This is a genomic window from Hungatella sp. L36 (genome assembly GCF_014288035.1).
Window position 1 is genome coordinate 100,045 of record NZ_JACOPC010000002.1, and the last position, 19,452, is coordinate 119,496.

20 protein-coding genes and 1 pseudogene are annotated in these 19,452 nt (G+C 49.9%); 15 read left to right on the top strand and 6 right to left on the bottom strand.

Features of this window, described 5'->3' with window-relative positions:
* Positions 1-5: 5 nt before the first annotated feature.
* The 3 genes from H8S80_RS06030 (at position 6) to H8S80_RS06040 (ending at position 3,141) form a co-directional block, all read left to right on the top strand.
* Complete coding sequence (locus H8S80_RS06030) at positions 6-1,316, top strand: APC family permease (protein ID WP_002604346.1); 1,311 nt, start codon at positions 6-8, stop codon at positions 1,314-1,316.
* Between the two features lie 161 nt (positions 1,317-1,477).
* Entirely contained in the window at positions 1,478-2,239 is a 762-nt protein-coding gene (locus tag H8S80_RS06035; protein ID WP_002604345.1) for a 4Fe-4S dicluster domain-containing protein, read from the top strand.
* 104 nt (positions 2,240-2,343) lie between these two features.
* Positions 2,344-3,141 (top strand): CAP domain-containing protein, encoded by a 798-nt coding sequence (locus H8S80_RS06040; protein WP_117632163.1) that lies wholly within the window; start codon positions 2,344-2,346, stop codon positions 3,139-3,141.
* A 118-nt stretch (positions 3,142-3,259) separates the two neighbouring features.
* Here H8S80_RS06040 and H8S80_RS06045 read toward each other — a convergent pair whose 3' ends face one another.
* The 3 genes from H8S80_RS06045 to H8S80_RS06055 form a co-directional block, all read right to left on the bottom strand.
* A complete protein-coding gene (locus tag H8S80_RS06045; protein WP_117632165.1) occupies positions 3,260-3,907 on the bottom strand; it encodes a nitroreductase family protein in 648 nt (215 codons plus the stop codon).
* Between the two features lie 18 nt (positions 3,908-3,925).
* The gene (locus H8S80_RS06050) at positions 3,926-4,510 is read right to left on the bottom strand and encodes a TetR/AcrR family transcriptional regulator (protein WP_002604342.1); all 585 of its coding nucleotides are present in this window, start codon (positions 4,508-4,510) and stop codon (positions 3,926-3,928) included.
* Positions 4,511-4,684: 174 nt separating this feature from the next.
* The gene (locus H8S80_RS06055; RefSeq protein ID WP_002604341.1) at positions 4,685-4,894 is read right to left on the bottom strand and encodes a hypothetical protein; all 210 of its coding nucleotides are present in this window, start codon (positions 4,892-4,894) and stop codon (positions 4,685-4,687) included.
* A 542-nt stretch (positions 4,895-5,436) separates the two neighbouring features.
* Between H8S80_RS06055 and H8S80_RS06060 the strand changes: the two genes are divergently transcribed.
* On the top strand, positions 5,437-6,579 hold the full coding sequence (locus tag H8S80_RS06060) for an aldo/keto reductase (RefSeq protein WP_117632166.1): 1,143 nt from the start codon (positions 5,437-5,439) through the stop codon (positions 6,577-6,579).
* Here H8S80_RS06060 and H8S80_RS06065 read toward each other — a convergent pair.
* Both H8S80_RS06065 and H8S80_RS06070 read right to left on the bottom strand, forming a co-directional pair.
* Positions 6,568-7,479, bottom strand: a complete 912-nt coding sequence (locus H8S80_RS06065) for an AraC family transcriptional regulator (RefSeq protein WP_002604339.1) — start codon at positions 7,477-7,479, stop codon at positions 6,568-6,570. The two genes, H8S80_RS06060 and H8S80_RS06065, sit on opposite strands and share 12 nt — an antisense overlap.
* A complete protein-coding gene (locus tag H8S80_RS06070) occupies positions 7,472-8,065 on the bottom strand; it encodes a hypothetical protein (RefSeq protein ID WP_181987954.1) in 594 nt (197 codons plus the stop codon). The genes H8S80_RS06065 and H8S80_RS06070 overlap by 8 nt, the downstream gene beginning before the upstream one ends.
* A gap of 405 nt (positions 8,066-8,470) precedes the next feature.
* Between H8S80_RS06070 and H8S80_RS06075 the strand changes: the two genes are divergently transcribed.
* The 4 genes from H8S80_RS06075 (at position 8,471) to H8S80_RS06090 (ending at position 13,069) form a co-directional block, all read left to right on the top strand.
* Positions 8,471-10,411, top strand: coding sequence for a right-handed parallel beta-helix repeat-containing protein (locus tag H8S80_RS06075; RefSeq protein ID WP_207729793.1), 1,941 nt, complete (start codon positions 8,471-8,473; stop codon positions 10,409-10,411).
* A gap of 253 nt (positions 10,412-10,664) precedes the next feature.
* On the top strand, positions 10,665-11,333 hold the full coding sequence (locus H8S80_RS34590) for a DUF5780 domain-containing protein (RefSeq protein WP_117632173.1): 669 nt from the start codon (positions 10,665-10,667) through the stop codon (positions 11,331-11,333).
* A 28-nt stretch (positions 11,334-11,361) separates the two neighbouring features.
* Positions 11,362-12,114, top strand: a complete 753-nt coding sequence (locus H8S80_RS06085; protein WP_002604335.1) for a TraX family protein — start codon at positions 11,362-11,364, stop codon at positions 12,112-12,114.
* A 418-nt stretch (positions 12,115-12,532) separates the two neighbouring features.
* On the top strand, positions 12,533-13,069 hold the full coding sequence (locus H8S80_RS06090; protein ID WP_002604334.1) for a 2'-5' RNA ligase family protein: 537 nt from the start codon (positions 12,533-12,535) through the stop codon (positions 13,067-13,069).
* Between the two features lie 552 nt (positions 13,070-13,621).
* Here the strand turns inward: H8S80_RS06090 and H8S80_RS06095 are convergent.
* Positions 13,622-14,874: pseudogene (locus H8S80_RS06095) on the bottom strand (RelA/SpoT-related domain-containing protein).
* Positions 14,875-15,075: 201 nt separating this feature from the next.
* On the opposite strand from H8S80_RS06095, the gene H8S80_RS06100 reads away from it, so the two are divergent.
* Genes H8S80_RS06100 through H8S80_RS06130 form a run of 7 tightly spaced genes read left to right on the top strand, consistent with a single transcriptional unit; the run spans position 15,076 to position 19,374 of the window.
* Positions 15,076-15,561 carry a Na+/H+ antiporter subunit E gene (locus H8S80_RS06100; RefSeq protein WP_080665462.1) on the top strand — a complete coding sequence of 162 codons (486 nt, stop codon included), beginning with the start codon at positions 15,076-15,078 and terminating at the stop codon, positions 15,559-15,561.
* A complete protein-coding gene (locus H8S80_RS06105) occupies positions 15,549-15,908 on the top strand; it encodes an MrpF/PhaF family protein (RefSeq protein ID WP_002604330.1) in 360 nt (119 codons plus the stop codon). The genes H8S80_RS06100 and H8S80_RS06105 overlap by 13 nt, the downstream gene beginning before the upstream one ends.
* Complete coding sequence (locus tag H8S80_RS06110; RefSeq protein ID WP_055652590.1) at positions 15,905-16,279, top strand: cation:proton antiporter; 375 nt, start codon at positions 15,905-15,907, stop codon at positions 16,277-16,279. Before H8S80_RS06105 ends, H8S80_RS06110 begins: the two co-directional genes overlap by 4 nt.
* Positions 16,266-16,532 (top strand): hydrogenase subunit MbhD domain-containing protein, encoded by a 267-nt coding sequence (locus H8S80_RS06115; protein WP_055652591.1) that lies wholly within the window; start codon positions 16,266-16,268, stop codon positions 16,530-16,532. The genes H8S80_RS06110 and H8S80_RS06115 overlap by 14 nt, the downstream gene beginning before the upstream one ends.
* Positions 16,513-17,496 carry a hydrogen gas-evolving membrane-bound hydrogenase subunit E gene (gene mbhE / locus H8S80_RS06120; RefSeq protein ID WP_117632175.1) on the top strand — a complete coding sequence of 328 codons (984 nt, stop codon included), beginning with the start codon at positions 16,513-16,515 and terminating at the stop codon, positions 17,494-17,496. The genes H8S80_RS06115 and mbhE overlap by 20 nt, the downstream gene beginning before the upstream one ends.
* A gap of 1 nt (position 17,497) precedes the next feature.
* Complete coding sequence (locus tag H8S80_RS06125) at positions 17,498-17,875, top strand: sodium:proton antiporter (RefSeq protein ID WP_002604326.1); 378 nt, start codon at positions 17,498-17,500, stop codon at positions 17,873-17,875.
* Positions 17,872-19,374 carry a complex I subunit 5 family protein gene (locus tag H8S80_RS06130; protein WP_029466243.1) on the top strand — a complete coding sequence of 501 codons (1,503 nt, stop codon included), beginning with the start codon at positions 17,872-17,874 and terminating at the stop codon, positions 19,372-19,374. Before H8S80_RS06125 ends, H8S80_RS06130 begins: the two co-directional genes overlap by 4 nt.
* The last annotated feature ends 78 nt before the right edge of the window (positions 19,375-19,452 follow it).

The window sequence follows — 19,452 nt, forward strand, 5'->3', positions numbered from 1 at the left end:
TTGGTATGAGCGAAAACAAATTAACGAGAGCGGATTTATTTTCTATGGCAATCGGTCAGATTATTGGTGTGGGGATCATGACCATGACCGGAATTGCAATCGGATTTACGGGGAGAAGCGTCAACATCGCTTATGTTCTGGCGGGAATACTGACGATTGTGGCGGCTATTCCGCAGATTTATATCGGAGGTACGGCGAACTTTTTAGGCGGTCAGTATTCTCAGATCGCGGTGCTGGGGAACAAGAGGCTGGCAGGAGTATTTATTTATATTCAGATTGCAATGGCGCTGGCGTTATCCATGTATACGCTGTCCTTCAGTGAATACTTTCTGTCGCTGTTTCCAGGAGCTAACGCAAAACTGGTGTCCTTCGTTGTCCTGACCGTGCTGGCACTTATGCATATGGTTGGAATGAAGCAGGCGGCCAGGCTCCAGAATCTGATGTGCGTCATCCTGGCTGCAGGAATTGCCGCCTATATCGTGTTCGGCATCGGCCACATTCAGCCGGGCTACACGCAGTCCCCCGGATTCTTCACAGGCGGAGCCAGCGGTTTCGTTCTGGCCTCCATTTACCTGACCTTTGCCGCCGGAGGAGCGACCTATGTGGTCAATTTCAGCGCGGAAGCCAAGAATCCGACGAAGGATATTCCGTTCGTTATTATCGTTTCCACTGCGGCTATCGTCATCCTTTACGCGGTAATGTCCACAATCGCCGCAGGGGTGCTCCCGGTCGAGGAGGTAGCCGGAAAGCCGCTGAGCGTCTCTGCGGTCTCCTTCATGCCGAAAGCGGTATACACCTTTTTCGTAGTAGGCGGCGCAATGTTTGCCCTCCTGACGACACTGAACTTCAATATCGGCATGCTCGTATACCCGCTGAAAAAAGCAAGCGAGGACGGCTGGCTCCCGAAAGGCCTGGCCGCCACAAACAAACGGTTCGGCACGACCCACTGGATTATCGCTGCCATCTACCTGATCAGCGTACTTCCTATCCTGGCAGGACTGGACTTAAGCACGATTGCAAACAGCACGGTCATCCTGACGACCTCCATCCGCGGCGTCATCGCATTTGTCGCACTGGCTCTGCCGAAAAAGCTGCCGGAGCTGTGGAAGCGCTCTTCCTTCTACGTCAGTGACGGCAAATTGAAGGTGATCTGCATCGCCGCGATGTTCCTTGCGGGCGTATCCGTGGTCATGCTGTTTGTGACGACTTCCATGGCTCAGATCTGCGGAAACTGCTGTATTTTAGGAGTTGCCGTTGTACTGGCCTTTCTGTTCCAGAAAAAGGTGGATGTGAAAGCAAGCTATACGGAGAAATAGAACTGGTGCTGGCGGCCGGAATGTGATAAAATCAAAGGAATCAAGTATCCCCGCCGTTCGCGGCGGGGTGTTTAAAATTCGAGGCATTTGCCAGCCGGGTGGACTAACTTTATCGCCATCCGGCTGACTGTCCCCAGAAATAAAAATCAGGAGGCAATAATATGGCAATGTATGAAATCTATTTCAGCCCTACCGGAGGGACGAAGAAGGTCACAGAGATCATTGGAGGCGCGTGGGCGTGTGAAGCAGAGAGGGTTGATCTGATGAATCCGGCACTGCAGCCGGAACAATACGTCTTCTCGGCGGATGACATCTGCATCGTAGCAGTCCCGTCGTTCGGCGGCAGAGTGCCGGTAACGGCAGTGGAACGTCTGAAAAAGATGGCGGGCAACGGAGCGAGAGCGGTTCTGGTGGCCGTTTATGGAAACAGGGAATTCGAAGATACGCTGATGGAATTAAAAGACGCGCTGTCGGAGGCGGGTTTTCGCTGTTCGGCAGCCGCAGCGGCTGTGGCAGAGCATTCGATCATTCGTAAGTTCGGCGCCGGTAGGCCGGATGAGGAAGACTGCCGGGAACTGAAAGAGTTTTCGGAACGGATCAAACGTCATCTGGAGGAAAACGGAGACGGCGAGGTATCAGTGCCTGGCGGCCATCCGTACAGAGAATATCACGGCGTTCCGATGAAACCGAAGGCGGACAAGGACTGCATCAAATGCGGAAAGTGCGCCGCAGAATGTCCGGTCCAGGCGATCCCGAAGGATAATCCGTCATCTCTGGACAAGGAACGCTGCATCTCCTGTATGCACTGTATCGCCATATGTCCGGAGCAGGCGCGCCGCAATGATAAGGTAGTGCTGTTTGCCGCAGAACAAAAGATGAAAAAGGCCTGCAGCGGCCGCAAAGCGAACACCCTGTATCTGTAAAAATGATTTCCATCCTTTTCCTGACAATTTCCAGCCATCCTGTGTTATTATATTTTTGTAACAGAAATGTAACAAATATGTAACAATATCAGGAGGTATTAAACATGAAGAGACTAACCGCATACGCACTGACCGCAGCAGCGGCACTGGCAACGGCCGGCACCATCCCGTCGACGGCAAATGCAGCCGTTAATACATATAATTTTTCCGCAGGCGGCGGAAGAGTTATCATGGTGACCGGGAATAACCGGATGGATTTCAATAATATCTTAAACCAGATTCCCGGAGTAAACTTCTCCCCGGACTGCCAGCCTGTATTCCCGAATTACCCGGGCGATATGCTGCCGGACAACAGCCTGCCGATGCCGGAGCTGCCGTCACCGGATTACCCCATGCCGGATTACCCGGACAACAGCCTTCCGACACCGGAACTGCCGTCACCGGAGCTTCCGGACAACAGCCTGCCAACACCGGAGCTTCCGGACAACAGCCTTCCGACACCGGATCAGCCGTCCGATGAAAATCAGGATGAGGCCGTGGGCGCAGTACTGAAGCTTGTTAATGAAGAACGTGCCAAAGCAGGCCTTCCGGCGCTGACCCTTCATGCAGGCGCGACCCGTGCGGCACAGCAGAGAGCAGGAGAGATCGAGACCTCTTTTTCTCATACAAGACCGGACGGAAGCAACTTTACCACAGCACTGACCGCAGCTGGTGTGAGCTATAGAGCAGCCGGCGAGAATATTGCCTACGGCCAGAAATCAGCGAAGCAGGTTATGCAGGACTGGATGAACAGCGCAGGACACAGAGCTAATATTATGAATGCAAATTACAGCTCAATCGGAATCGGCCATTATAAGAACGCGGCCGGCGTTGATTACTGGACCCAGCTTTTTATCAACTAAAGATTACTGAGGATATTTCGGATACATAAAGGGATGAATAAAAGTATTTCATAAAAAGCGGAAGATTTTACACTCTACAGCGTAAAATCTTCCGCTTTTTTCCTTCCATACCGTTGTATCAAAGTCCTGCGCCCGTCTGAAAATGGCATTTCACAATCCCGAGATCCAGATTGCGGTACTTGCCTTCCTTTGCCTCATATTTCACAGTCTCCCCGTCCAGTATAATCAGAAAGTTCTGCTTATTCATGGCGGTTGGTGCGAGGAGGGCGGCTTCCATGCCTTTTCGGAACCATTCCGGCATCTCTCCGTCCACCTTGCAAAGCTGCGGCATTGGTTTTGATTTGTGAGGGACGCCCTGGGTGTCTCCGTATCCAAGCGCCAGCACGCATACAAGCTGCTGATTCTGCTTGACGACTGCCTTGCACAGCTTTTTCTTATAGGTGACCGCCACCCAGCAGGTATTCAGTCCCAGCTGCTGCGCCCGCAGTGCGATCCGTTCTCCGTAGTATCCCAGCTTTTCTTCCAGATCATGGCCGGAGGGACCTATGAGTGCAATGTAGTTTGAGACACCGCGGAAGCCTCCGTAATGAGCCATCAGTCCCTTGAAGACGCTGCTGTCATTTGTAATCAGCTGTATGGAAAGATCGCCTTCGCGGTTGCATTTCTCAATTTCTTCCTTCAGTGTCAGAAACGTGGCAGCGTCTATTTCCCTTGCCTGATAGCTTCTGACCGAGTGCCGGTTTTTTATCGCTTCCTGGATTGTCATGTTTTGTCTCCCTTTTCATTATGATAAAATTATTTTTTCGTACAGAAGCTTTTTGGTGAGAGCGCCCCAGTCTCCGTTATAGTGAAATCCCTTCATATTTGCCATGGCGGCCAGTCCGTGTGCGGTGGCCCACATAACGATTAAATTGTCCCTGTGCTTTTCTTTTTCCACGTGATTATATTCCATGCACAGCAGCCCTATTTCCTTGAAAAGGTGAAATGGTTCAAAGTCTCCGTCAAAGGTATCCTCTGTCAAATCAATCCTGTAATCTCCGCTGTCATAGATGAAGGTAAAATAGTGGGGATTGTCCGCAAAGAATTCTACATAAGCGATTCCCATGTTGATGGCGGCGCCCGCGGGATCATCCTTATCCGTGCCCTCGATCAGCGCATCACAGAATTTCCTTGTGACATAGTTTTTCATCTCGCGCATCAGGTCATCGACATCAGCATAGTGGTTATAGCAGGCAGTGGGAGAGACCCCCAGCCTTTTAGCCAGCTTCCGCAGCGAGAAATTCCCCTTTCCTTCCTCGTGAATCAGCGCCAGCCCTTCTTCGATCAGCTCTGTCTGCAGATTTCCGTGATGGTATGGTTTTTCTTTCATAATTCAGCCTTTCTTAAGTGTTTTATTCTTAAATAAATGAATTCTACAAACGATATTAACACATGATAATATTATGTTGACACCTGTTAATATTATAGTACCATATATATTAACAGGTGTCAACATTGAGTGTCCTCCTATCCTGGGTCTTTGACGATAAAACAGGCTGGGAAATTATATTCCCAGCCTGTCTTCAGCCTCTTTTTCCGAGAAAAATACCGTCTTTCCGATTTGTCCGGAAGCGATCACGTACGGTCCCTCGCATGCTCCATAACTGTCAATGCTGAATGTGAATCCACCGTTTTCCGGTGTCACATCAATCACCCGACCAGAATGAACCGCATCCTCGTCCAGGTAATAGACCACAGTTCCTTCTTCGATCATATGAATCCTCCTCACCATCGAAAGTGGTTGAAAGCCAACCGCAATTCGATTAAAATGAAATATATAAATAGAGTAGTTGTAACTGTAATTATATATATTACAGTTATGAATGTCAAGTCCAAATTGTGAACCACCACAGCATCTGTTGCAAATCTGAACTGGAGGAATGAAATATGAGAAGGTGTAAGATCACCGTTTGAAAGACAACACTGGATGAGGAACTGGCGAGGGAGTACGGAGCACCGGGATTACAGGCATGTCCCATGGTGAAGGCGGGACAGATGTTCTTTGCTGATTACGTGAAACCGGAGGGCTGAATCGCCAAAAACAAGTTTAACGGCAGTGGCGGACGGAAAAAAATCGCTATCCCCCACTGATATGAAGTCAAGCTGCGCATCGATAAATGATGCAGCCGCACTCTGAGCAATTACCGGGTGGGGATTGAAATAAATAAACTAACAAGATAGAAGCAGCCGAGGACGAATCCAAAATGGATTACAAACCCGTGGTACGGGAATAAAGGAAGAAGAGGGGAAATACATATGAACTACAGAAAACTGGGGAAAACAGGACTTATGGTCAGCGAGATCGGTCTGGGCGGCGAGTGGCTGGAACGCCATAATGCAGACGAGGTAAAGGCAGTCATCGACTGCTGTGAGGAGGCGGGGATCAATATTCTGGACTGCTGGATGGCCGAACCGAACGTTCGCTCCAATATCGGAGCGGCGCTCTCGGGCAGACGGGACCGCTGGATCATTCAGGGCCATATCGGTTCCACGTGGCAGGATGGACAGTATGTCAGAACCCGTGATTTAGACAAGGTAAAACCGGCGTTTCAGGATTTGCTGGACCGCATGCGCACAGATTATATCGATCTGGGAATGATTCATTTCGTGGATGAGGCCGCAGAGTTCCAGTCGATCATAAATGGGGAATTCATGGAATATGTCAGAGGGCTGAAGGAGCAGGGGATTATCCGGCATATCGGCATGAGCACCCATAATCCGGCGGTGGCGAAGATGGGAGCGCTGTGCGGTGAGATCGAGATGATTCTCTTCAGCATCAATCCGGCGTTTGATATGCTTCCCGCCAGCGAGAACATAGAGGATTATTTTAAGGAGCGGTACGAAGAGGAATTGGGCGGTATTGCGCCGGAGAGGGCAGAGCTGTACCGGATCTGCGAGCAGGAAGAGGTTGGCATTACCGTCATGAAGGGGTATGCCGGCGGCCGGCTGTTCTCGGCGGAGGCGTCTCCCTTCGGCGTGGCGCTGACACCGGTTCAGTGTCTCCACTATGCACTGACCAGACCCGCTGTGGCCAGCGTCATGGTGGGATACGATACCCCGGACCACGTGGCGGCCGCGGTGGCATACGAGAGCGCGTCAGAAGAAGAAAAAGATTACGCGACCGTGCTTGCAGGGGCGCCTCACCACGCATATGCCGGCCAGTGCACGTACTGCGGCCACTGTGCGCCATGTCCGGCGGCCATCGATATCGCCATGGTAAATAAGCTTTACGATCTTGCAGTCATGCAGAATGAGGTCCCGGCCTCCCTGCGGGCACATTATGACGGACTGTCTGCGGGAGCGGCCGACTGCATCGGATGCGGAAGCTGTGAGACGCGGTGTCCCTTTGGCGTCCATGTGGTGGAACGTATGGGGCAGGCGAAAGCATTATTTTCCTGACGGCAGTTCCGCTGCCGGTTCACCATCCACACGGTTCATGCAGTCCAGCGAGTACATGCGTTTAAACTCCGTGGGGGTACACCCTTTCAGCTGTTTAAACATACGGATGAAGGCCGAAAGGCTGGAGAAGCCCGACTGGAGTGCCACCTCCGTTACGGAGTATTCCGGATTGATCAGGAGCTGCTCCGCGTGGGAGATTCGTTTTTTGTTTAAGTAGCGGTAGAAGGAGGTATGTGTGAAATCCTTAAAAAGCCGGGTGAAGTGGTATTTGCTGAAGCCCGCGATCCCGGCGATGGTTTCCAGGGATAAGTCCTCCGTACAGTGCTCATTGATATAGTTGCAGACGTAAAGAAAGCGTTCCGCGTATTTGGCGGACTGGGGACCCAGCGTGCCCACGGAGGCAGACGGGGAGATGGCGTATCGTCCAAGAAGCCCCAGCAGCTCGATGAGCGCGCCATAAAGAAGCATATCGTAAAAGGACCGGGAGCCGGCGTATTCCTCTTCCATGAAGGAGAGGAGTTCGCCGGCCTTTCTGTACAGATCAGGCTCTCCCTTAGGCGTGATAGTGGTTACCGGCGCCAGCAGGGCGAGCATGGTCTCCAGGTTGGAGACTCCTCCTAAAAATGATAAATCCGCCAGATAGATGGTCCGGCTGCCTGTTTCCGGCGCGTAAAGCGCATGTATGGTGCCAGGACGGATGATGGCAATATCCCCCTCCTTTAGCTGATAGGTCTGGTCATCCACCACGATCCTATACCAGTTTTTCTTCGCATGTATGATTTCCATCGGAGTGTGCCAGTGATCCGGGAAATTTTCACAAATACTCATGTCACTGATTCGCATCCGGAGATTTTCACGAAATGTGACCGTCTCGAAGATGCCGTCAAGATGTTCAATCATTGATAATCCCCTTTCGTTCCCTTTCCATGCTTCGCGTGTATCCAAAGCACTCTGAAAACAGCTTTCTGCCAATGTAATCCCGGTAGTGAAAACAGTTGTGACGGTAAAACTCATTCCAGTAGCTGATCATCCGGTCATGGCTCAGCAGAAACGAATTCATGTTAAGGCGGCAGAATGATTTCATCCGGTCTGTATTTTTTCCCGCCATTTCATGGCAGATCAGCTCCAGAATTTCGGCTACATACTCATCCGAAAGCTTTAAGATGTATGGAAAACACCAGTCCGGATAATCTTCCAGAAGGATTGCCCTTACGTGTTTCTCCCGTATATAACCGTCAAAGCTTCTCGTAAAAATGGCGTGACAGATCATTCTCTGCGTCCATGATAACCCGGAGCGCAGGTCCTCATACGTATCGACATAATAGATTCGGTATGGAAATGAAACCGTTTGTCTGTCGGGCAGCGTATAAGTGCAGGTCCTGCCCGTCTCTGTGATCGGAATATCATGGTATGTGTTTCTGGAAATACGTGACAGCACAGCCGCTGCATCTTCATACAGCCGAGCTGGAAAACCATCTGTAAGCATAAGATTACCTCCCAGGGTCAATAATCCCGCTGCAGGCAGCGGAGCGTCAAACCTACATCGCCGCAAGGGCCTTAACCTTTGCCGCAGTCGCCGGATGGACATACCGGCATGGCTGTCTGGCTTATTTCCTGCGGAAATAAAAATATGCCTGAAAGCGCAAACCGCGGACAAAAGGCCATGACAGCAAATTGAAACAAAAAAAGTGCGCTGTTTTTCCTGCTATCATACCGCTATTATGGCAAGAATGCAATATAAAACCGCTGTATCCCGCCTTCTTTCGTTAAAAATGCTATTTTAAAGAAGCAACTATTGATATAGATGGCGCAATAATTGTAAAGTCAAAACTGTCATAATCTGCTATATTTAAGTCATCTTAAGTACATCATTGATCCAGGAGGTAATATAATGAGAGAATATCATGTGGCGGTAACCGGCTGTGATTTTGAAGACGGCACAAAGGACCATCCGTTCCGAACCATATCGAGGGCCGCGTTACTCGCCATGCCGGGAGACTGTGTCATTGTCCATGAGGGAGAGTACCGGGAGTGGGTTAAACCAGCGCAGGGCGGAACCAGCAGTGTTTCAAGAATTACATACGAGGCAGCGGAAGGAGAACGCGTCGTAATCAAGGGTTCTGAGCAGATCACGTGCTGGGAGCCGGTGGAGGGCAGTGTCTGGAAAGCGGTACTTCCCAATTCCTTCTTTGGCACCTATAATCCGTATAAGGAGGTTCTGGGAGGAGACTGGTTTATCTATCCGAATGACAATTCCCTGCACGCCGGGGACGTCTACCTAAATGGAAAATCCTTTTATGAAGCGAAGAGCCTGGAGGAAGTGAAGAATCCGGTTATCCGCACCGAGGGAGTGAATCCGCCGTGGACCAGGCATCCGGAGCCGATTCTGCATCCGGAGGATACCATGTATCAGTGGTATGCCGAGACAGATCAGGAGACTACGGTGATCTATGCCAACTTCCAGGGAGTGAATCCCAACGAGGAACTGACAGAAATCAACGTGCGCAAATGTTGTTTCTATCCTGAGAAAACAGGATTAAACTATATCACGGTACGCGGCTTCGAGATGGCACAGGCGGCATGCCCGTGGACCCCGCCGACCGCAGATCAGCCAGGACTTCTGGGAACGAACTGGAGCAAGGGCTGGATCATTGAGAACAATAAGATTCACGATGCCAAATGCAGCGGTATCAGTATCGGAAAGGAAGCCTCTACCGGCCATAATCTCTGTACCAGGACCCACAGAAAGCCGGGATACCAGTATCAGATGGAAGCAGTATTCCGGGCAAGACAGATCGGATGGAGCAAGGAGACGATCGGTTCCCACGTAATCCGGAACAATGAGATTTATGACTGCGGACAGAATGGTATCGTGGGCCATATGGGCTGTGTCTTCAGCGAGATTGCCCATAACCATATTTATAATATCGCGGTAAAGCATGAATATTTCGGATATGAGATCGGAGGAATCAAGCTGCACGCCGCCATCGATGTACAGATTTATCACAACAACATACATAACTGCACGCTGGGAACGTGGCTGGACTGGCAGGCCCAGGGAACGAGAGTGAGCAAGAACTTATACTATGCCAACGACCGTGATCTCATGGTGGAAGTAACCCACGGCCCATATCTGGTGGACAACAATATCTTTGCATCCGATTATAATTTCGACAATATCGCCCAGGGCGGCGCCTACCTTCACAATCTCTGCTGCGGCACCATGCGCAGAGAGGACGTGCTGGACCGGTCCACTCCTTACCATTTCCCTCACACGACAGAGGTGGCGGGAACCACGGTGGTTTACAGCGGTGACGACCGGATCTATCAGAACGTATTCCTGGGAGGAGCCGTGACCTATACGGAGCAGTCCCTTCACGGAACCGAGGGCTATGACGGCCATACGAATTCCCTGGAAGAGTATATCAGCGATGTCATCTCCCGTGGAAACGGTGATTTAGAGCAGTTCAAGCATGTAAAACAGCCGGTATACATCCGTGGAAACGCCTACTTAAAGGGGGCTAAGCCCTATGGACGGGAAGAAAATACGCACGTAAGCGATATGGATCCTGCCGTTCGGATTGTAGAGGCTGATGGAAAAACGTATCTGGAGCTGAATGTGGAAAAGGAGATGCTGGAGATTCCGACAGAAATCTACAATTCCGAAAAACTGGGAACGCCGCGCATCACGGAGGCCGCATACGAAAATCCGGACGGCACACCAGTCGTATTCGATACCGACTATCTGGATCAGTCCAGGAACGGACAGCCTGCGGCAGGCCCGATTGAAGGCCTGAAAGAAGGAATGAACCGGATACTGGTTTGGGGATAATGAAAATACAAAATTAAGAGACATTGATAGGAACAGAATTTTCAGGGGCGCAGAACGCCCCTGATTTTTTGTCTGTACCCTTTCACAAGTGTCTTTCACATAGTCATATTTTCAGACAAACAGCAGCCATATCCGATAAAATGCACATTTCCATCCATCTTTCTTAAGGATTCATTCCGTGTTTCCCAAGCATTTTGTGGTAATATTTACCTGTCGCAGATAAGAATATGAGAATCAGACAGGGAGGTGTTCTGTGAACAGAAAAAGAGTGATGACGGCAGTTGTGATTTTTGCGTTGCTGTGCGTCGGCGTAATATCGTGTGCGCCGGAGGCATTGGGCGTGACGGGGGGATCGAGTGCTGCGGAGACACCGTGTGCGGCAAATCCGTGTGAGAGCACCGGAAATCAGAAAAAGGCAGTGGGTTCAGGAAATTCGGTTTCCAGAATCGTGGAGCTGCGTGAATATGAAGACAGCGGATGGCCGTATTTATATGATACCTACACCAATCATACCGATAAAACCATCTCATCCAGACAGTACTGCATGCTGGCCTACGATAAAGAGGGGCAGCCGCTGAAGCTTCAATGGTATATCATGGATTCCAGCGATAAACCGGCATATGCCTGTCTGTACGATGATCATGACGAGATAATACCCGGGGCGTCCGCTGATTCCGGCTGGACGCTTTATGACGGAGAGAAGATGACAGGATGGCCGAAGATCGGAGACGGCGGACCAAATCGGGTGGCCTATGCGCTTTACTGCGACCGGAGGATAGTATTTTCGGATGGAGAGGTATGGGAAAATCCAGAATATGAGGACTGGCTTGAGAAGTATAAGGGAAAATCCGTGCCTGTAGAAGAACTCAAGAATTACTACCCGTCGGTTCTTGCGGTTACGCTGCAGGATCAGGACGGCTAAACAATAATTCCCAACATGGAGGTTGACAATGAGTACATTCGCGTTAAAGATCACAGCCCTTATCCTTATGTTTCTCGACCACGCAGGACTCTATTTTGAAGGTGCGCCGATGTGGTTCCGTTGGGTGGGGAGAGCTTCCTACCCTCTGTTTTTATTCAGTATGGTCTGGGGATATCACTACACAAGAGACAGGAAAAAATACCTGCTTCGTTTATACCTGATGAGTATTTTTATGACCTTTTTTACTTACTTCATTAAAATCAGGTTTGATGCCTCCATTGACTATGGATACCATAATATTTTCCTGTCCATGTTTCTGGTGGGCGTTTTAATCAGCACCATTGAACTGTTTATGAAGGACAGAAAAAAGGGCGGTATCATGATCGGCATCATTTTTCTCGTTCAGGTCTTATTTTATATGATGCCCGGCTTCTTCCCCTTCCTTCACAGTCTCAGCGGAGATACGCTCACCGGTGTCATTCCCAATCTGGCGCTGAATGAGTATGGGCTTGAATTCATTGTCCTGGGCGTGCTGATGTATTTCCTGAAAGAGAAGAAGGATTTATTAACAGTCGTGTATCTGCTTTTCTGCATCGCCCAGTTCAGCGAGGAGATGCTGGCCGCAGGCACCGCCACACAGTGGATGATGGTGCTCGCCCTGCCGTTCATGCTCAGCTACAATAACCAGAAAGGCCCCGGATTAAAATACTTTTTCTATGTTTTCTATCCGGCACATACGTTTTTGCTGTTTTACCTTGCAAATTACGTCTTTGTAAAATAAATGCTATTCGAAGCGCTGTATAGGGAAATAAAAGTATGCAGCGCTTCATTTTTATGTTCTGCTCTGTTATAATAAAAAATAGTATAACAGTCAATTTGTTGCGACATGCGAAAATGCTGCAAAGCCGGGCAACACTATCGCTCAGCAGCTTTGAGAGTTTCAGGTGAGTGTCTGTTATTCCACATTAAATTGATTGGTGAGATCTATTCATCTCTATTCCGTTTTCAGGGTAAAGAAATTACCAGGAAAACATAGGAAAAGTGGCTGCACTACCGAAAAAGGGCTTGTTGGAAATGTTCCCAAATCCGCAATGCTTTTCTCAAACGATTATCTATGCGTGTGTTCCGAAGCAAGCGGAAAATTGACAGGGATCGAGTATAATTGGATCAAATGATATATATTTGAAGGAGGATTTAGTATGCAATATGCCATTGAAATGTACTATGATGAGGTGACTGAGAATGCCATCTGCAATTTAGCGTTTCAGATAGCTGAAAATGGAATCAGCAGCAAATTTTTGGAGTGGAAAACTCGTCCGCATATTACGCTTGCGTGTTTCAATGATGTAGACGAAGAGCAGTGTAAAAAACTGTTAAAAAGCTTTGCGGTGAAACACTCTAAAAAGCCAGCGTATATTGGCTCTGTTGGAATGTTTAATGATACAAAAACTATATTTCTTTCACCAATTATGACGAAAGAGATGTATGATTTGCAAAGAGATTTGCATGAATGTATGAACTCGTTTGATACAACTGGTTGGGAATGGTATTGTCCTGATCGGTGGGTACCACATTGTACTGTCGCTATGACAAAGGATGAACCGGAAAAAGCTTTTTTTGATGCGTCAGATTTTGTTCTGCATAAATTTAAAAAGATACAGGGTATGTTTAAATCGATCGGCTTAGTCAAAGTTACATTTCCTGTGGAAGAGCTTTATACCGTGGAACTGGCATAGTATTTTGGGATATGCTTTGAAAGACGGCGGAAACGCTGACAGACGCAGAACTGGCGTTCATGCCCGGCGCCGTATTATGCCGGAAATAAACCCGCAGGCTGCATCATTTCCGGCACAAAAGATATGTCGCACTGTCTGGACATACAGATGGGGAGCACGCAGGAGGAAATCCCAATTTCAGAACGGAAGATTTCAGAACGGAAGCTGTCCTGTTTCCAAAGGAAGAAACCGCCGTCTGACTGCTGACAAACGGTGGAAATACCAATGTCAGCCTGGCCATGCAGATAAGGGCTGTCTTAGCCGGCGATCTGACACAGACGTAGCTAAGAAGCGGTACACAGCTCCTGGGCACTGCGCTGTCGTCTGCCATTCTTATCTTGCAGACATACCGTGTCCTTACTACAGCGCTCTCATCGGCCTTATTAGCAGCAAGCACAGCATGGTTTGTATACATTCCTGACAAAGGGCTTTCACACGAAAGCAAGCAGCACCAGATGCAGAAATCTATCCGGTGCTGCTTGCTTTTTATGTGCTGTCTCATTCATACCGATATTAGTTTGCCTGTTTCACAGATTCCGCCGCAGGAGCGGGAGAGGAGAACTGCTCCGTCAGCTTTTCGAGTAAGTCCCTTGCCTCATTTCCCTGTTCCAGTAAATCATCCACCTCGGGAGTTTCGATATTATGGATCAGGACATTCCGCGTCTTCCGGAGGGCGACGATCTTGTTGAGGCATTCCTTGTCGAGAATATCCAGCCGCTTTAAGGTATTGATATTAAAGGCGCCGCGCGTCTTCGGCGAGCTTTTGTATGATATACGGTTCAGGAAATGCTCCAGAGGCACCCACTGGTTAAAGAAGTAGGTGATGGAGTTGCCGGCCACCTCGTCGGCATCGCCGGCGATGCGGAGCTCCCGGTAAATCTGGTACCGTTTTTCATTACCCGTAATGATCTGATCGATGATCTGCTGGGAGATGTTGCGGCGGTCCTTTTCGAACTTGACTGATTTTAAGACCGGTTCGATCTCTTTGACGCCGTTCATCTTAAGCCTGCTTAAGAGCTTGAATAATAACTCGATATTTCCCATGCGGAGCTCGATGTCCTCACGGCGGAAATTATTGCTTAAGTAATTGTAGAGGTAGGAAGCCAGCTCATACTGACTGCCGAATGTGGCGTTTTTGCTCTGGACCCTTTCATTGCCGGCACTCTGCAGCCGTTCCAGGGCGATCTCTCCGGCGAGGACGAGTCCGTTCAGCTCATCGATGATAGCCAGCTCTTCTTCCGACAGGGTTCCCGAAAGAGGCTTGTAGACGAGATCGTGTTCGACCTCGGACCATGCATGCATCAAAACAGAAGCCACCTGAATCTCAATCCGTGCGGCGGCGTATTTCTGCTGTGACTTGTCTAAGGATTCTTCCTTCATATGAGCCCTGTAATGGTTGGCCCAATAGCCGGAAAAACGCTTGTTGTAGGTGGGCGGCTTGGACTGCTCCGGGAACTGCTTAGTCTCTATAATGGTAAACAGATCGGCGATCAGGCTGTTGGCCTTGTCACGGTCTCCGGGGAAGTAGAGGGATACCCGGACTCCGGATAAATCGGCGATATCCTCGTAAATTTCCCTCATGTTTTTATAGGGAACCGGCCGCCGGCTGTTCCTCCTCAATACCTTGCTTTTTAATCTCACAGGATTCTTGGCCCTGGATGTCACCATGGCGCGGATACCGGCTGCCTGGCTGCGATGTGCCCGGCCGTCTCGTAAAAGTTCAACTTTTTCTTATAATTTTCAATAAACTGGTTAATCAAATCCATACACATTCCTCATTGGTTTCTTGTTACATGTTTATTATATCGCAATAGGAAAAATGATACAACCAAAAAGCTTTAAAAGAATGTAAAGTTCTGCCGTAATATCCGGATCTGCCGACGCGGACCGAAACGTGCAGACATCCTTGTATTTCCCCCAAAGGAGAGGTATAATACATAGTAAATCAAACTGGGCGGAAGGGGGATATGCCTGTGTTTCTTTTATTTTTTGCAGTGTGGATGATTTTAAACGGTAAAGTGACGGCGGAAATCTGTATCTTTGGCGTTTTGATTTCAGCCGCACTTTTTTATTTTATGTGCCGCTACATGGAATACAGCCTGAAAAAGGAGCTGCTGCTGTTTCGTCTGATCCCGCTGTTTATCCGTTATTTCGGAGTTCTCGTGAAGGAGATCGTAAAGGCCAACGTGTGCGTGTTAAAGATCATCCTGTCGCCGGAGCTTCAGCCGGAGCCGGCCTTCGTGTATTTTGACACGGATTTCAAGACGGGACTGGCGCGGGTTCTGCTGGCCAATTCCATCACGCTGACGCCGGGAACCATCACCGTGTCCGTGGAGGACGACCGGTTCTGCGTGCACTGTCTGGATAAAGAACTGGCCGAGGGGATGGAGACTTCTGTATTCGTAAAGCTGCTGAAGGAAATGGAGGACATGGAAGCAAAATGGACAAAATAGGACAGGCTTATGAGATGCTTTTAACCGGGGCAGCCCTGATTCTGGCAGTCCTGATGATCATCAGCATCATTCGTTCCGTTCTGGGGCCGAAGATCTCGGACCGGATTATCGCAGTCAATATGACAGGAACCATGGTGATCATGGTCATCGCCATCCTTTCCGTTTACCTGGATGAAAACTATTTGGTGGATGTGAGCCTGATCTATGCCATGATCAGCTTTTTAGGCGTTGTCGTTCTCTGCAAGGTATACACGGGAGTCTATCTGCAGAAGAAGAACCGGAAAGCCGATTTAGGAGCGATCGAGGACAACGTAGGCATACAGGCGGAAGAGGAGGACTCACTATGACGTGGCAGTGGATCAGATTCGCACTTTCGGCCGCCTGTCTCGTGACGGGCCTTGTTTTTATGATACTGGCCGTGTTTGGAGTAAACCGTTTTCACCGGGCGCTGAACCGGATGCATGCGGCGGCTATGGGAGACACGCTGGGGATTTTGTTCGTATTTGCGGGACTCATCCTGATTCGTGGATTTTCCATGGATTCTTTAAAATTATTCCTGGTTATCCTGTTTTTCTGGACTGCGGGTCCGGTATCCGGCCATATGATCAGCCGCCTGGAAGCCATGACCGACGAAAATCTCGGTGAGATACTCGTGATCCGGAAGGGAAAAACCGATAAGAAACAGAAGGAGGAAGAAAAGGGCGATGAAACTCTTTGAAATCATTCTTTTAATCTGTCTGATCGTATGTGCGGTATCGGTTGCATTTACGAAGGATTTACTGACATCCATCGTTATTTTTATGTCCTACAGCCTGATCATGTGTATCATATGGATTCTGCTTCAGTCGCCCGACCTGGCTATTACCGAGGCGGCGGTGGGAGCGGGCGTGACCAGCATCCTCTTTTTCATTACGCTAAAGAAGATCAGAGCCATCCGAAAGGAGGACCGTGATGAGCAGGACGAAGGATAATTACGAAAACAGCCTGTGGCTGAAATTCAAGAAATGGATCGACGGCGAGACGGACCTTCTCGCAGACGGAATGGAGATCCGCGTTCCGGAGGAAGACTCAAAGGTACTTACGCAGGCGGCGCAGTCAGCACAGGCGGAGCTTCCGGGAGATGATCCGGGAAAGGCCGCCAGAATGCGGAAGAAGGAAGAACGGGGGCTTCTCCTGTTTCACCGGTTTTATCAGATCATGTCGGTTCTCTTGTGCCTGACGATTATCTTTGTTCTGCTCTGGACGATCGCCTATCTGCCGGTCTTTGGTAATGCAGGAAATCCGGACAACAACGAGGTGTCCGCCCGGTACATAGAAAAGGGAGTGGAGGAGACCGGCGCGCTCAACTACGTCACCGGTATGATTCTGGATTACCGCGCCTTCGATACATTTGGGGAGTCGTGCGTGCTGTTTATCGCTTCCTGCTGTGTCCTGGCTCTGCTCCGGATCGATGCGGTGAGCCGTGACGCACAGACGCGCAAACGGCTCGATGAGGCCAATGACCGGCTCTTTGAACCGAAGAACGATATCATTTTACAGAAATGCGCCTGCGTGCTGGTCCCTTTTATCATGATCTTCGGCATCTACATCATTTTAAACGGCCATCTGTCGCCCGGAGGCGGGTTTTCCGGAGGCGCGGTACTGGGATCGGGTCTGATCCTCTATTTAAATGCCTTCGGCTTCGAGAAGACGGAACGCTTCTTCACAGAGAAAGTGTACCGCAGAATTACACTCTGCGCGCTGACATTTTACTGTGTGGCGAAAAGCTATTCTTTCTTTACCGGCGCGAACCATTTAGAGAGCGGAATCCCTCTTGGAACTCCCGGGGCCATCTTAAGCAGCGGGCTGATTCTGCCTCTCAACATCTGCGTGGGTCTGGTTGTGGCGTGCACCATGTACGCATTTTACACGCTGTTCCGAAAAGGAGGGATGTGACATGGCGGTCCATTTGCTGTTTAACATAGAAGAGACGGTGGCGGTGATTCTGTTCGGCGTGGGATTTACCATGCTGCTGCTTCATAAGAACTTAATCAAGAAGATTATGGGAATGAACATCATGGACACGGCGGTCTATTTATTCCTGGCGGCAAAGGGGTATATCCAGGGAAGAGCCGTTCCTATCGAGATGAACGGTATTAGAGAGGTGTCGGCTTACATCAATCCCGTACCCAGCGGCCTTGTCCTGACGGGCATCGTAGTATCAGTCAGTACGACGGCGCTGATGCTGGCGCTGACGATCCGCCTGTATGAGCGGTACGGTTCCCTGGATCTGGATGAGATTCTGACACAGGCGAAAGAGGAGGAAAAGACATGACTCTTGTTCAGAACTTTCCTTTTTTCTCCATCATCATCGCCATGTTTTCCGGTATTTTGTCGTGCGCCCTCTCTGGTAAAAAGGCCAGGAATTTAAGCCTGGCGGTTATTGCGGCTACGACGGTCATGTCGGCCGCCGTCCTTCGCTTCTGTATGGGGACGGGGGAGAGCTATACCTATATGATGGGACATTTTCCGGCACCCTGGGGAAATGAGATCAGGGCCGGCGTCTTAGAAGGCCTGACTGCCACTGTATTCGGCGTGGTCATGCTGCTGTCCGTCCTGGGAGGCATGGATCATACCGCGGAGGATGTGGAAGGGACAAAGCTGAATTTATTCTATGTAATGATCGATTTGATGCTCAGTTCGCTTCTGGCCCTTATCTATACAAACGATTTATTTACCGCCTATGTATTTGTGGAGATCAATACCATCGCAGGATGCGGCCTGATCATGATACGGCAGAAGGGCAGGAGCCTGTCGGCGGCGATCCGGTATATGATTATGAGCCAGCTGGGCTCGGGCCTGTTTTTAATCGGGCTCAGTATGCTTTACGATGTAACGGGCCATCTGCTGATGAGCCCGGCCAGGGCGGCGGTGGAGGCCATCGAAGCCGCGGGCAGCTATGAGATTCCCATGCTGGTAATTCTGGCGGTGATCAGCGTCGGACTGGCCATCAAGAGCGGACTGTATCCGTTTCATTACTGGATACCCGATACCTATGGCTATGCGACTCCGACGGCCAGCGCCATTCTGTCCGGACTCGTGTCCAAAGGGTATATTTTCCTGCTGATTAAGATATTCTACCGCGTGCTGGGAAGAGAAAATGTGGTGGCCAGCCGGATTGTCAACGTTCTGTTCGTCTTCGGCCTGGCCGGGATGCTTATGGGGTCCCTTCATGCGATTCTGGAAAAGGATACGAGGAGGATGATCGCCTATTCTTCTGTGGCTCAGATCGGCTATATTTACATGGGAATCGGCCTTGGAACGGAGGCCGGGATGGTGGCGGCGGTGTTCCACATGTTCACCCATTCAGCGACCAAGGCGCTGCTGTTTATCAGCGCGGTCGGACTCTATGAGGTGTCCGGTGATAAAAAGGATTACAAGAGCCTGCGTGGAGCGGGATACCGGAACCCTCTGGCCGGAATCGGATTTTCCGTGGGAGCACTCTCCATGGTGGGATTTCCCATGCTGGCCGGCTTCATATCCAAGCTGCTGTTTGCTACGTCGGCACTCCAGAGTCCGAATAAGATGATTATCACGCTGATTGGTCTGGCCGTCAGCACGACATTAAATGCCATCTACTTTCTGCGCCTCGTCATCACCCTGTACTCCAGAGAGGGAGACCGGGAGACCAGAGGAGAGCGGTCCGCAGTCAGGAAAAGTTCCTGGAAACTCAGGCTGGCCGTCCTGTGCTTCATCTTTCTGAATCTGATTCTGGGACTGAAATCCCAGCCGATCGTTCAGGCGATTGCAGCCGGACTTTCAACGCTCGAATAAGCGTTACTCTATTAAGCTCGTAAATCCTCCGCCTTAAATATGAAAATTTAGAAAGGAGAGTCCACTCAAAGAGAAAAA